The sequence below is a fragment of the Clostridioides sp. LIBA-6822 genome (assembly GCF_056688955.1).
In genome coordinates this window covers 1,737,335-1,751,462 of sequence record NZ_CP196995.1, presented here as the reverse complement: position 1 = coordinate 1,751,462, position 14,128 = coordinate 1,737,335, and the positions used below count along the sequence as shown (strand labels likewise).

Below are 14,128 nucleotides of genomic sequence, written 5' to 3'. Positions count from 1 at the left end.
ATGTTACTTATACTCTCTCTTTAATTCTTCAAATAACTTATATGCTTGCTCTGGTGTATTATTCTCATGAACAACAGCTTTTATTGCTTTTATCATTGCCTTTGGACTTTCTGATTGGAATACATTTCTTCCCATATCAACACCTGCTGCACCTTCGTTTATAGCTCTATAGGCCATCTCTAATGCTTCTTTTTCTGGAACTTTTTTTCCTCCTGCTATAACTATAGGAACTGGACAAGCAGCTGTTATTTTCTCAAAATCCTCACAATAATAACTCTTTACTATGCTTGCTCCAAATTCAGCTAACATTCTAGTAGCTAACAGAAAGTATTTTGCAGTTCTTTCCATTTCTTTACCTACTGCAACAACTCCTAAAACAGGTATAGAATATCTATTTCCCATATCTATTGTTTTAACTAAATTTTCTATGGCTTTACATTCACCTTCAGCTCCCATAAAAGTCTGTATAGCTAGACAAGATGCATTCATTCTTATAGCATCTTCTATATCAACTCCTATAACTTCTCTACTCATATCTTCTCTAAGTACTGAACTTCCTGCTGAACATCTAAGTGCTATAGCTTTATCTTGAATTGGACTTATACATGTTCTCAAAGCACCTCTTGTAGACATAAGACAGTCTGCATCTTCTATAAGGTCAGGTATTGAAAGGTCTAATCTCTCTAACCCTTGAGTAGGCCCCATGATATACCCATGGTCAAAGGCTAACATAAGTGATTTTCCTGTTTTAGGATTGAATATTTTTGACAATCTATTTTTCATTCCCCAATCCACATTGTCCATTCCTTTTAAATAAAAACTTTGTTCTGGAGGTTTTATACCTACTCCATAATCTTTTGGTAGTATCATTCCATCTTTATCTGCCATTTTTTATCTCCCTTTAATTCAATCTAATTTTTTTTAAAGTAAGGTGTATTACATGGTGAGTTAAAATATCTCAACAATTCCTCATTAATTCTAGCTATAAATAGTTGGAATCCAGCTGTTTCTTGTGTAGTTAAAAGCTCTCCAACATGATTCGAAAGTACTTCTATATTTTTTTCTTGTAGTATTTTATGACATTTTCTATACACTATTAGCATTTCCATCAAAGTAGTGGCTCCTGAGCCATTAACTATTAACATTACTTTTTCTCCATCTTTAATGTCTAAATCTTTAATCAAAGCTTGTGTCATTATTTCAGCAGTTTCATCAGCAGACTTCATTTCCATACGTCCACCTCCACCTTCTCCATGTTGCCCCATTCCTATTTCCATCTCATTTTCTCCAAGCTCAGAAATAACCATTCCTGTAGATGGATGAGTAGCTCCTTTACATGCCACAGCTATAGTAGCCATATTATCAGCAAAGCTTTGTGCTATTTCTGCAACTTCATCTAAAGATTTGCCTTCTTTAGCAGCTCCTGCAGCTATTTTATATAAAGGTATACAACCAACTAAACCTCTTCTATCATCACTATTTTCTCTTGGTGCATTTGCTATATCTTCTTGAGTAATAACCCTTTTAACATTTAGCCCTTCTTTTTTAACTTGTTTCATGACAAGGTTTCCTGTTAACATATCTCCTGCGTGATTGAGAACTACAAATAGTACACCCTTTCCTCTGTCTGCCATTTTTATAGCTTCTAAACAAGAGTTAGGCCCTGGAGCTGCAAATACATCTCCAACCACAGCTATATCGACCATTCCATCTCCAACAAATCCACTAAGTGCTGGTTCATGACCTGCTCCGCCTAGAGTGACTATTGTTACTCTTTCTGCTTCTTCTAGTTTTTTATTTATTACTAAATTAGAATCTGTAACTCTCAGTAAGTCTGAATTTGCAAGTTCTAAACCTTCTAAAACTTCTCTAGTTAAATCTTCTGGCTGGTTAATAAATTTTTTCATTGGCATGATAAATTCCCCCTATTAAATTTGTTATATTAATTATTTAATTTGTTAATCTCATTTATAATGCGTTATATAAACCTTTAAACATTAATGATATAGAAACAGCACCTGGGTCCATATGTCCTAGACTTCTCTCTCCTATACTTTTTGCTCGTCCAAATTTTGCTATGTAAGTTTTAGTATTCTCAGCACCTTCTACTGCTTTTTCATAACCCACTCTAAAGATATCTATTATGTCATTACTCTGTATATTATAAATAGCATCTATGGCTGGATATAATGCATCTACCAAAGTTTTTTGACCTATTTTAGCAGTAGAGATAAGAGATAAATTTTCTCTTGCTTCATTAAACATATCTTTTATTTCTTCTATTTTAAGTTCCTCTTTATAATCTATTCCTTCAGACATTCCTTCAAATATAGTCCCCCATAAAGGCCCTGCTGAACCACCATTTACATTCATACATAAAGTACTTAAATCTTCATTGACTGATTTTATGCTATCATTTTCATTTTCTTCTAATGCTCTTTTTTTCATGCAATCTGCTATTCTATCTATAGTAACACCATGGTCTCCATCTCCAACGATACTATCTAGTTCACATAAATATATCTTATTTTCTTTTAATACTTCTGCTGCACTTATCAACATTTTTTTCCATGTAGTCGTTGATAACATTGAATCATCTCCTTATCAATATCTTAACTCAATATTATCATATGTAATAACAAATGTAAATTATTTTTAGAAAACGTTTTTACAAAATTTACATTTGTTATATTAAACATTATTCCTGGTTTTAATATTTTACTTTAAAGTTTCATTTCTTATCTTTCTAAAATACAGTCTTGAATTTACTTCATATCCTATAACGATAGACCAACTACTAAAATACATCCATGTCATAAGTACAATTATTTCAGCTATACTTCCATATATTACCTCATAGTTAGCATAATAATTTGTATAATAAGAGTATAAAAATGATACTAAAAACCATGCAAATGTAGCAAAAATGGCACCTGGGGCAGATTCTTTCATAGTCAATTTTTTATTTGGTGTATACTTATACAGAACTGTAAATATAATTATTATTGTTAATATACCTACAGAGTATCTTAAAATATCCCATATCCTTATAAATATCTCATCTAATCCTATAAAATTAAAAATAAAATAACCTATTTTCTCTCCATAAACCAGAAATATCATAGATAAAAAAATCAATACTAGAAGCATGATTGTAAATAAAAATGATATAGATAAAATTTTAAAAAAAGACCTAGTTTCTTTAACTTTATAAGCTCTATTCATCCCTTTAATAAGAGCTTTTACTGCTCTTGAAGATGTCCACATAGTAAGTACAAAACTGACAGCTAAAAAATTTAAACTTCTATTATCTATCGCAGAAACTATAATTGAAGATAATACATCAAAGGCACCTTCTGGCATCATACTTCTAAAAAGAGCTATATATTTATTTAAATGAAGAACTGGTATGTATGCTATAGAACTTATAGTAAATATTAAAAAAGGAAATATGGACAGCATTAAGAAAAAAGATACTTCTGCTGATTTCGAACTCAACTCACTATAATTAGATTTTGCAACTATATATTCAATCAATTTTTTATCTATCCCAAACATAAATATCCCCTTTTCTCTCAAATTAATTTCATTATACAATATTAATTATACTCAGATTCATGCCATAATATAATTATTTAAGTAAAAATAACATAAATAAAAGCTGAAAATAACAATTATACTAACATTTCCATATTCTAATCAATGAAAGTAAATTATAATTTCCAGCCAAATAAGTATTATCATAAAACTATCTTATAAAATAGTTAAATGTGTTTTATTTTAATTTTTCAACCATAATATCTATATATTCTTTTAAACCACTAAGTTTTTCATCTGCTTCAACATCACTAGCTCCTTTTACAGCTATGTAGAATTTAAGTTTTGGTTCTGTTCCAGATGGTCGTATTGCTACCCAAGATTCATCTTCCAAAAAGTATTTTAACACATCAGACTTAGGAAGATTATCTATACCTTTTTTATAATCTTTTTTGTCTACTACTTTAATGTTATTTATATAATCAATTTGATTTTCTCTAAAATAAGATATTATTTCTTTTATCTTTTCTACACCTTCTATCCCCTTTAAAGTCAAAGATATAGTCTGCTCTTTAAAAAATCCATATTTCTTATAAAGCTCTATTAGACCTTCATATAAACTCATACCTTTTGAATAGTAAAATGCTGCCATTTCAGATATCAATAGCGAAGAAACTACACCATCTTTATCTCTTGCATGAGTACCAACTAAATAGCCATAACTTTCTTCATATCCAAATACATAATTTCTGTCTTTATTTTGTTCAAATAATTTTATTTTTTCTCCAATAAACTTAAAACCTGTAAGAACATTTAACACATCAACATTATTTGCTTTGGCTATATCTGCTCCAAACTCTGATGTAACTATAGTTTTTATCATTGTAGGATTTTCTTTTAATTTATTATTTTCTTTTAAACCTTCTATTATATAATGTGTTAACATACCACCAATTTGATTACCTGTAAGCAGAGCATACTCGCCTGTAGTAGTTTTTACAGCTACACCTACTCTATCACAATCTGGGTCAGTAGCTATTACAAGGTCTGCACCTTTTTCTTTTGCAAGTAATATTCCTCTATTTAAAGCTTTTTTCTCTTCTGGATTTGGATAATCAAGTCCTGCAAAATTTGGGTCTGGATTTTCTTCTTCTGGAACTACAATTATATTTTCAAATCCAACTTCCTTTAATGCTCTTCTTATTGGTATATTACCTGTTCCACAAAGAGGTGTATAAACTATTTTAAAAGTTTTACCTACATTTTTAACTAAATCTTTTCTTATAATTTGATTCTTTACTGCTTCTATAAATTCAGTATCCTGTGATTCATCCAATAAAACAACTAAATTTTTATTATCTTCACTTAAAGTTGGTATTATACTGTAATCATGTATACTATTTACTTTCTCAGTTATTGCATTTGCTATATCTGGCATAACTTGTGCCCCATCTTCCCAGTATACCTTATATCCATTATATTCAGGAGGATTATGACTGGCTGTTATAACTATACCAGCTATTGCATTTAGATTTCTAACTGCAAAAGATAATTCTGGAGTGGTTCTTAAACTATCAAATATATATGCTTTTATACCACATGCTGCCAAAGTATTTGCAGACTCTATACAGAATTCTCTAGACTTGTGTCTATTGTCATGAGCTATCACTACTCCTCTATTTTTTTCTTCAGCTGTCGTATTTTCTAATATATAGTTAGCCAATCCAAAAGTAGCTCTTCTAACTGTGTATTTGTTTATTCTATTTGTACCTGCTTCAATTATTCCCCTAAGACCAGCAGTCCCAAATTCCAAATCCTTATAAAATCTATCTTCTATTTCTTTTTCATTATCTTTTATCTTATCCAATTCTAGTTTTGTATCTTCATCAAAATATGAACTTTTTACCCACTCTTCATAAGTTTTCCTATAATCCATAATAAAATCCTCCCTATCTTATGTATTTATTATAATTGCATAAATAAATATTTTTTATATAATTATAACTCGTCTATATACTTATTAACTGAATTAATAAAAATGTCTGCCATTATTCTATGCCCTTCCTTAGTTGGATGCAATCCATCAAAATACAATTTTTTATATCCTTCTCGTTCCATACTTTCATTATATTTTGAATAAAAATCTACAAAATCAGTATTAAATGTTACACTAAACTTTTTTACCCAATAATTATATAACTCTAATTTTTGGGATACTATATTAAAATCAGTAAAACAACTCCAATCCTCTCTAACATTTGGGATATCTGGTTTTAATGGTATTCCTATTATAGGTATAATATTTTTTGAATATGCTTGATGCACCATAGCCATTATATTAGAATTAATAACTTCATTTCCTGCTCCAACAATCAAATCATTGGTACCACCCATTATAAAAACTATATCGGGAGAATTTTTTACAACATCTTCATTAAACCTAACTAACATACCACTTGTTGTATCACCATTTATACCCTTATTTATTATTTCTAATCGAGTCTCTTTATTAACTATGTTTGTCCATGAATTACTTCGTGATACTCCAAACCCATATGTTAAACTATCTCCTAAGCAGACTATTTTCATCCTATCCCCCCTTAGATATGTTTTTATGTTTCAAGAATAATCTAACAGTTTAGTTAATTCATATTTTATACTTTTTTATCTTTCAAGTAAAGTTATTCTATTCACTAATTTAATGTAGATATATATCTATACTCTTTCTTCCCCAATTTGACGCACTTCCTTCACTATTCATAAAAATATCTATTCTATTGCCTTTAATTGCACCTCCACAATCTTCTGCCACAAAAGTCATACCCAACTTAGGTATATATACTTTTGTTCCATATGGTATTATACTCGGGTCGACTGCAATAACACCCCATCTTGGAGTTGTTCCAGTTGATGTTATTGTATCTCCTGAATATGCAGTAGCAACCACTTTCATATGCTTTCCACCTCTTATATTCGCTCCTCTTGATGCAATTAATACTTTTTCTTTAGTTCCATATTTTATAATTTTCGTAGTTGGCTCCTTTGATATTAATTCCTTTGATAGGACTTTTTTGACTAACTTTCCATCATGGTAAGTTAATTTATAGACTAGTTTTTTTTCTCCTTCTTTTCCTTCTTGATAGACCTTAGATTTTCCTTTTAACAAATTACTATCATTTACATGTTTTGTGTCAAATGGAATCTTTTCAATTTCTTCTTTTTGATTGTTAGTTACTTTGACAACTTTTATTTTCATATCATCTTTTAATTCTGTATCTAAACTTGGATTAATTTTATCTTCAGAATTATACTTAATTCCCTGTTCATCCAAGAGTTCTTCAACTGTTTTTTTAAATGAAGAGACTTTTTGCTCTTGACCTTTAACTGTTAAACGTATATCTTCTTTATTTAATATAGAATAGATACTTACCAAACCCATTAAAATTGATACACTTAATAAAGATGATATTATTATCCTCTTTTCTTTTTTCTCCATAATAATCTCCCTCCATATTCAAACTTCAAATTAGTATTATTCATTACAGCTTTAATCTTATATTATATATGTATATTACAGCTTTCCAAATTTATGTAACTTTTTTGTAACTTCTAAAATCATTAAAGTCATTTTTACATAATATAAAAGCGATAACATATACTGTTTTTAAGCCATCATGGCTTAATATAATAATTTGAAATCACATGCAAACAGTTATATTTCATCCTATAAGAAATGTACACAGAGGAAACAAAACTTAGAAATGATGCACAAATGAAAACACATTGTATGCCCATATTGACTGTGATAAAATGAACTCATACACAAATTAGTAGTTTTTATGGTTAGGAGGAACAAAATGAAATTTGAACGTTTAAAAACTAGTGAAGATAGATTATATCATAAGGCTATGGAATTATATAAAATTAGTTTCCCATTTCATGAACAAAGAAAATCTTCTTTACAGGCAGAAATTATGGAAAATGAAGAATATCAATTCAATTTAATTTACGATAAAGAACAGTTTGTTGGTATAATGTTGTGCTGGGAAACAAAAAACTTTATTTATGTAGAACATTTCTGTATTTTTCCAGAAATGCGTAATAATAGGTATGGACAAAGAGCATTGGAACTTCTAAACAAGAGAGGGAAAACTGTTATTTTAGAAATTGACCCTCCTATTGATGAAGTTTCAATCCAGCGAAAGACGTTCTATGAAAGAGTAAAATATAAGACAAATGATTATGAACATATTCATCCACCATACCAAGATAAATTTAGTGGTCATCATCTAGTTGTAATGTCTTATCCAGAAATTCTATCTAAAATGGAATATAATAAGTTTAATCAATACTTAAGAAATCATGTAATGAATTTCTAGATACTATTCTCATTTATTGAACTACATAAAATTTCTAACACTTATATAAAGCAGTTAATTCATTGTGGTTAGTTGCTTTTTATACTTAAAGCTACTACTCTATCTATTTGATATAGGAACCTATATCAAATAGAACAAACAGAAAAATAGCTACTTTAAGTGGCATAAATAAATAAATAATTTTTATGTAAATAACTTAATTCTATATACTAAATTGATTTCTTACTTTTCTATCTTTACGTATTGCTTTTTTAGTATATTTTAAGATATCAACAAGTATTCTCACTTCATAATCATCACAATCATTGAAAATTTCTTCAATCTCCCTCAAATAAAATTTTAGAAGCCAATACATTATCACATAACAATGTATCTACTGTGACAGAAAGAAAATTAATAGTATTAATTAATGCTACAAAAATAAAAGATTCTTTCTCTTTGAAAAAAAATTATTCCATAAATTAGGATATCTTATGAAATCTTTTTCTATTTTCTCATAATGAAGGAGATGATTTCAAATTTTATTTTGAAACATCTCCTTTTAATTTAAGTAATCTTTAAGTATTATATTGAATTTTTATTTATTTTTTAACGATTTCTCTAATTCCAAAATTTTTTCAATTATAGACTTAAAAATTGGCTCTTCTCTAAGTTCATTATAGCTATCATCACTAAATACTATTAACAAATTCGTATATATATTAAAAGTATATGAATTTTTAGATTTTACTTTATCAAAAAAACTCATCTGACTTACATCCAAACTTTCATGTATAGGATATTTTTCTAATATCTCTTTTAGATTATATAAAGCTTTTTTTGCTTCTTCTTTCATATTAAAAAATAAAAAAGTTAAAGATAATTCCATATAATCCATATATATACTAAAAAATGCACCTTTATCTTCATTAAGCATTTTTTTCATTTCCAAAGAGAAGTTTGCATACCCTAGCAACTTATTTTTTATATATTTCATTTCTTTTTCTGTTGCTTTTTTATTGGAATCTCTATCCTCCAATTTTTTCTTTAATTCCTTATATTGGTATTTATATACATTGATTATTCCTTTACAATCCATACTTACATTGAATACATTAGTGAACAATTTATTTTGAAGCAATATTTCTGCTTCTTCTAGCCTATTTTGATTTAAATATATCATAGCTAAATTGACACTTGTATCTCCTATTGGTTTATGTATCATATTTAAGTATAACTCTGCTTTTTCATAATCTTCTAACATATAGTATGCATTTGATAAAATAATGAGTGCTGTTTCTTTTATTTGAATCTCATCTGTATTTCTTACTATATCTTCAAGAATATTTGTTGTTTCTTTTACCTTGTTGTTCAACTCATTCTTACCAAATTTATATGAATACATCTGGTACAGTGAACATATCTTTAACTTTAATAAATAGCTTTTAGGATATTTCTCTATGTACATATTAGAAAGTTTTTTCACAGATTCTAAGTCTTCTTTACATTCTTCTTTTGGTTCTTCTGTTGATAAATCAATTTCAATCCCAGCAAAAATTGCTTCTAATTCTTGATAAATCTTCATTACTTCTTCTTCACTTAAATCAATCTTATAATTCATAAGCTTATCAATAGATACGTTAAAAAAATCTGCTAATAATGGTAATAATTCTATATCTGGATAAGAATTTCCACTCTCCCATTTGGATACTGCTGGTGTTGACACCCCTATAAACTTTGCCAATTGTTCTTGAGTCAGATTTCTTTCTTTTCTAAGAGTTTGTATGACTTTACCTATTTTAATTTGCATATATACCTCCCTAGTATATCTGTTGTAATTTAAGTATATATAAAAAATATTTATTAGTAAATCGAGGCAAAGTTAACAAAGTGTTCATAATTTAACCATTGGTTATATTTTAACATAAAACTTTCTTTTAATAACTTAAAATAGAAAACCTATTAATTAGGTTGACTTAAGTGTAACTTAATTAATAGGTTCACATTAAATAGTCTTTTTAAATACTTAGATTATCTATTTACTATAACTTATTATATTTATAAAAACAAATTTAAAGTTAATATTTCATTATATATTTCTTTACTATAATATTTCTATTTTATTATTCAACCAAAAAATTATATCTTCAAAGACTTCTTCCTTATTTATCTCATTCAATAATTCATGTCTTCCATCTTTATAAAGTTTACACGAGACATCTTTTAGTCCTAATTTTATATACCTATCCCTCAACCTTAATACACCCTTTCCATTTTTTCCAATGGGGTCTTTATCACCAGAGATTATGTAAATAGGTATATCAAGAGGTATCTTCTTTAAGTTTTCTTTATTCTCAATTTCTTTTAATCCTTGAACCAAATCATAAAAAAAACCACAACTACACACTACTCCACAAAATGGGTCATTTATATATTTCTTAACTTGTTCTCTATCTCTACTTAACCAATCAAATTTAGTGTTTTTATTTCTTTTTATAATTTCTCCACCAAATATCAAATCATTTATTTTATTACTCCTAGAACTTCTCCCATGTTTTTTAATCTCATGATTGATTATCATATGAGCAAAATTTAAGATAATCCCTTGTTTTCCATTTGAACCGCATAGTATAAGCCCAGACAAATTATCACTGTAATCCATTATATATCTTTGACTTGCAAATGAACCCATGCTATGTCCAAATAGATAAATTGGTAAATTCTCATTTTCTTTTTTTATAATATTTGTTAAAGTGTGCATATCTTCTACGAGACATCTAAATCCTTCTTTTTCAGCTAAATGCCCAACATTTTCTATTGTCTTTGCAGTCTTTCCATGACCTCTATGGTCGTTAATGTATACTATATATCCATTTTTAGTAAGTTCCTTAGCAAAAGGCTCATATCTTTGTGCAGTTTCAGCCATTCCATGTGAAATTTGCACAACTGCTTTTGGATTTTTTATATTTTCATCTTCCCATTTATATGTATATATATCTAAATCTTCCTCTCCTTTGAAAGTAAAGTTTGTACACTTCATAATTATCCCTCCAGATTGATTTTATTCAATGTATTAACTTATATATTATATTACAAATATTTTCAAGTCAAAATCTTTCTAGAGAAATCTAAGATTTATTAATTGCTAATACAAATTATTATATAAAACTATATAATAATCTAATTGCTTAATATTAATGTAAAAAAATGACCCTTAGATATACTTTGACACCATATTGACATTAGAATCAATTCATGATATTCTGTTTTAATCATAATAATATCTAAAAATATAAAGGAGATATTTCATGGATTATTCAAATGAATTAAAAGAGCTCTTTTTAATGAACCAAACATATGCGACTCTTTTTACCCTTACAAACAAAATACAAATAGAAGGAGATAAATATTTTGGCATACTTACTTCAAGACAGTATATGACTATTTTATCTATTCTCCATTTACCAGAAGAAGAAACAACATTAAATAATATTGCAAGAAAAATGGGCACAAGTAAACAAAATATAAACAGACTAGTTGCTAATCTTGAAAAAAATGGATATGTTGAAATAGTTCCAAGTCCTCATGATAAGAGAGCAATTAATGTTAAAATTACAGACTTAGGTAAAGAAGTCATGATAACATGTAGTAAAATTGGAATAAATTTTATGGCTGATGTATTTCATGAATTTACCAAAAATGAATTGGAAACCCTGTGGAATTTACTAAAAAAAATGTATCGTTTTAATGGTGAAGAACAAGATGGGTTTGAAGAAGATGCTAATTTTATGGAAGACGAAGAACTAGATAAAATCAAATCTGAACTACTCGAAGAGTTTTCAAGAAGAAGAAATAAGATAAACAAAACTTACTAATATTATAATATTTATAAAAGATATAAATTTAAAGTTAATTTTTAAGAAATAAAAATTTTAATTTCTCAATACTACTAAAAAATGATTAACATGATATTTGTTATCTATAAAAAAAACTCTGCATTAAGTATAAATACAGAGTTTTTTCTTATAGTTATTGTACTCTCAAAATCATATCACTTAGTTTTTGTAAATCATTAAATGGTTGGCTGCAGCTATTGTTTTGACACACATAATAAGTAGTCTTATCATTCTTTAATTTATAATCCTTTAAAAAATCTATCTTAGTATTTTCTTCATTGTATTTCTTCACTAAAAAAGTTGCATTTGGTATAAAATTTTTACTTATTAATTCTTTAAATTCAATCAAATCAGAGTCTTCTTTTAAAATACATATAATTTCTTTGGTAGGATAAAGTTCATACATCAATGAAAGCATATAGAAACTATGCCCAGTTGGAGAATTTTTTACATTATCTACATATATTTTTAATTGTTTATACGATATTTCTTCAAGTTTATTATCACCAGTAATTTTTGCAAGTCTTATAAGATTATATAGTTGAACAGAATTTCCTGATGGAATAGCGCCATCATACAAATCTTTTGGTCTTGCTATTAAATTTTCACTATCTTTACCATATATATAGAATCCACTTTTTTCATAATCCCAAAAAAGGTCAATACAACTTTCATTTAAATTCAATGCCTTTTCTAAATATCTCATATCAAATGTTGAGTCATAAAGCTCTATATATGCCCATATTAAAAAAGCATAATCATCTAAATAAGCTAAATAATCAGAACTTCCTTCTCTATATCTAGCTAACAATCTACCTGACTCATTTACAAGGTTGTCATTTATAAAATCAAGGCATTTATTTGAATACTCTAAGTACACATCATTTTTTAGAGTATTATAAGCCTTTGCCAAAGCTACTATCATTAATGCATTCCATGAAGTAAGTATCTTATCATCTTTATGCAAAGATGTTCTTTCTTTTCTATATTCAAATACCTTTTTGCTAAGATTAGCTATTTTTTCATTATATCTATCGTATTCTTTGTTTTTTATAAGATTTGGGATATTTTTACCCTCAAAATTTCCACCATTAGTTATATCAAAATAATCATTAAAAAACTTTCCATCTTCTTCACCCAGTACATCAATTATTTCAAGAGGATTAAATGTATAAAATTTTCCTTCTTCACCTTCACTATCGGCATCCTGTGCTGAATAAAAACCACCTTCTTTATCTTGCATCTCTTTAATTACATAATCTATAGTCTTTATAGCAATTTCTTTATATAATTCTTTTTTTGTTATTTTATATGCATCTAAATACGCTATTGTAAGCATGGCATTATCATATAGCATTTTCTCAAAATGAGGTGCTAACCATTTTTTATCAGTTGAATATCTTGAAAAACCAAATCCAATATGGTCAAACAAACCTCCTCTATACATTCCGTCTAAAGTTTTTTCCACCATTTTTAATACATCTTCATCTTTTTCTATAATATAGTATTTCATCAAAAACATAAGGTTTTGAGGACTTGGAAATTTAGGTGCATTTCCAAAACCACCATACTTTTCATCATAGATAGCCTTAAATATCCTAATAGATGAATTTAACATATCTTTTGATAACTCACCCTCCGTATTTTTTACCCCAAAATCATCTTTAAGAGCTTCTATTATTTCATCTCCAGATTTTATAAGTATATCTTTACTTGTATTCCATTTGTCAGATACACTTTCTAATAAATCTATGACACCTGGTCTATTATATCTTGAATATTTTGGAAAATATGTTCCTGCAAAAAAAGGTTTTTTATCTGGTGTCATTATTATTGTCATTGGCCATCCACCACTACCTGTCATAGCTTGGCAAACTGTCATATACACACTATCTATATCTGGTCTTTCTTCTTTATCTACTTTTATTGCTATAAAATTTTTATTCATTATTTCAGCAACTTCTTCATCTTCAAAAGATTCTTTTTCCATAACATGACACCAATGACATGTTGAATACCCTACACTTAAAAATATTGGTTTATCTTCTTCTTTTGCTTTTCTAAAGGCTTCTTCATTCCAGCTATACCAATTTATAGGATTATATGCATGTTGTAAAAGATATGGAGACTTTTCATTTATTAGATTATTAGGTTTTCTATTATTTTCCACAGTACCACCTCATTTATTATTTTATTATATGTTTTGCAATAAAAAAATAGATATACACTTATTATAAATGTATACCCATCTTAACTACATATATTTAAGTCTTTATCTACTTAATTCTTCTAGGCAAATAATTTTTTATATATTTACTAAAACAAAACAACATAAAA

General features: G+C 27.6%; 13 protein-coding genes. 2 read left to right on the top strand and 11 right to left on the bottom strand.

All coding sequences use genetic code 11. From position 1 onward, the window contains the following. Positions 1–3: 3 nt before the first annotated feature. The 7 genes from lsrF to ACTG48_RS08370 all read right to left on the bottom strand — a co-directional run bounded on the left by lsrF (position 4) and on the right by ACTG48_RS08370 (position 7,033). Positions 4–888 carry a 3-hydroxy-5-phosphonooxypentane-2,4-dione thiolase gene (gene lsrF, locus ACTG48_RS08400; protein WP_479918584.1) on the bottom strand — a complete coding sequence of 295 codons (885 nt, stop codon included), beginning with the start codon at positions 886–888 and terminating at the stop codon, positions 4–6. 23 nt (positions 889–911) lie between these two features. Next, entirely contained in the window at positions 912–1,913 is a 1,002-nt protein-coding gene (locus ACTG48_RS08395; RefSeq protein ID WP_021384343.1) for a dihydroxyacetone kinase subunit DhaK, read from the bottom strand. Between the two features lie 55 nt (positions 1,914–1,968). After that, entirely contained in the window at positions 1,969–2,589 is a 621-nt protein-coding gene (gene dhaL, locus ACTG48_RS08390) for a dihydroxyacetone kinase subunit DhaL (RefSeq protein WP_479918583.1), read from the bottom strand. 129 nt (positions 2,590–2,718) lie between these two features. Continuing rightward, positions 2,719–3,558, bottom strand: coding sequence for a YihY/virulence factor BrkB family protein (locus tag ACTG48_RS08385; RefSeq protein WP_021384329.1), 840 nt, complete (start codon positions 3,556–3,558; stop codon positions 2,719–2,721). A gap of 217 nt (positions 3,559–3,775) precedes the next feature. Beyond that, entirely contained in the window at positions 3,776–5,473 is a 1,698-nt protein-coding gene (locus tag ACTG48_RS08380; protein ID WP_479918582.1) for a phospho-sugar mutase, read from the bottom strand. 62 nt (positions 5,474–5,535) lie between these two features. Continuing rightward, positions 5,536–6,126, bottom strand: coding sequence for an SGNH/GDSL hydrolase family protein (locus tag ACTG48_RS08375; protein WP_479918581.1), 591 nt, complete (start codon positions 6,124–6,126; stop codon positions 5,536–5,538). Between the two features lie 109 nt (positions 6,127–6,235). Next, on the bottom strand, positions 6,236–7,033 hold the full coding sequence (locus ACTG48_RS08370; RefSeq protein WP_021384368.1) for a 3D domain-containing protein: 798 nt from the start codon (positions 7,031–7,033) through the stop codon (positions 6,236–6,238). Between the two features lie 361 nt (positions 7,034–7,394). Here ACTG48_RS08370 and ACTG48_RS08365 point away from each other — a divergent pair, with 361 nt between their 5' ends. Then, positions 7,395–7,916, top strand: coding sequence for a GNAT family N-acetyltransferase (locus tag ACTG48_RS08365; protein ID WP_479918580.1), 522 nt, complete (start codon positions 7,395–7,397; stop codon positions 7,914–7,916). 202 nt (positions 7,917–8,118) lie between these two features. Here ACTG48_RS08365 and ACTG48_RS08360 read toward each other — a convergent pair whose 3' ends face one another. From ACTG48_RS08360 to ACTG48_RS08350, 3 genes are all read right to left on the bottom strand, one after another. Next, entirely contained in the window at positions 8,119–8,247 is a 129-nt protein-coding gene (locus ACTG48_RS08360; RefSeq protein ID WP_479918579.1) for a hypothetical protein, read from the bottom strand. 246 nt (positions 8,248–8,493) lie between these two features. Further along, a complete protein-coding gene (locus tag ACTG48_RS08355; protein ID WP_479918578.1) occupies positions 8,494–9,705 on the bottom strand; it encodes a helix-turn-helix domain-containing protein in 1,212 nt (403 codons plus the stop codon). 294 nt (positions 9,706–9,999) lie between these two features. Continuing rightward, positions 10,000–10,935: an alpha/beta hydrolase gene (locus ACTG48_RS08350; RefSeq protein WP_479918577.1), complete on the bottom strand. Its 936-nt coding sequence runs from the start codon at positions 10,933–10,935 to the stop codon at positions 10,000–10,002. Between the two features lie 304 nt (positions 10,936–11,239). Here ACTG48_RS08350 and ACTG48_RS08345 point away from each other — a divergent pair, with 304 nt between their 5' ends. Next, positions 11,240–11,770, top strand: coding sequence for a MarR family winged helix-turn-helix transcriptional regulator (locus ACTG48_RS08345; RefSeq protein WP_479918576.1), 531 nt, complete (start codon positions 11,240–11,242; stop codon positions 11,768–11,770). A 154-nt stretch (positions 11,771–11,924) separates the two neighbouring features. Here ACTG48_RS08345 and ACTG48_RS08340 read toward each other — a convergent pair whose 3' ends face one another. After that, positions 11,925–13,961, bottom strand: coding sequence for a thioredoxin domain-containing protein (locus tag ACTG48_RS08340; protein WP_479918575.1), 2,037 nt, complete (start codon positions 13,959–13,961; stop codon positions 11,925–11,927). Between the last annotated feature and the right edge of the window lie 167 nt (positions 13,962–14,128).

Excerpts from the sequence above, each read along its gene's own strand:
- ACTG48_RS08355 (WP_479918578.1), bottom strand. The coding sequence starts at position 9,705 with ATGCAAATTAAAATAGGTAAAGTCATACAAACTCTTAGAAAAGAAAGA.
- ACTG48_RS08345 (WP_479918576.1), top strand. The coding sequence starts at position 11,240 with ATGAACCAAACATATGCGACTCTTTTTACCCTTACAAACAAAATACAA.
- ACTG48_RS08395 (WP_021384343.1), bottom strand. The coding sequence starts at position 1,913 with ATGCCAATGAAAAAATTTATTAACCAGCCAGAAGATTTAACTAGAGAA.
- ACTG48_RS08380 (WP_479918582.1), bottom strand. The coding sequence starts at position 5,473 with ATGGATTATAGGAAAACTTATGAAGAGTGGGTAAAAAGTTCATATTTT.
- ACTG48_RS08375 (WP_479918581.1), bottom strand. The coding sequence starts at position 6,126 with ATGAAAATAGTCTGCTTAGGAGATAGTTTAACATATGGGTTTGGAGTA.
- ACTG48_RS08370 (WP_021384368.1), bottom strand. The coding sequence starts at position 7,033 with ATGGAGAAAAAAGAAAAGAGGATAATAATATCATCTTTATTAAGTGTA.
- lsrF (WP_479918584.1), bottom strand. The coding sequence starts at position 888 with ATGGCAGATAAAGATGGAATGATACTACCAAAAGATTATGGAGTAGGT.
- ACTG48_RS08365 (WP_479918580.1), top strand. The coding sequence starts at position 7,395 with ATGAAATTTGAACGTTTAAAAACTAGTGAAGATAGATTATATCATAAG.
- ACTG48_RS08350 (WP_479918577.1), bottom strand. The coding sequence starts at position 10,935 with ATGAAGTGTACAAACTTTACTTTCAAAGGAGAGGAAGATTTAGATATA.
- ACTG48_RS08385 (WP_021384329.1), bottom strand. The coding sequence starts at position 3,558 with ATGTTTGGGATAGATAAAAAATTGATTGAATATATAGTTGCAAAATCT.
- dhaL (WP_479918583.1), bottom strand. The coding sequence starts at position 2,589 with ATGTTATCAACGACTACATGGAAAAAAATGTTGATAAGTGCAGCAGAA.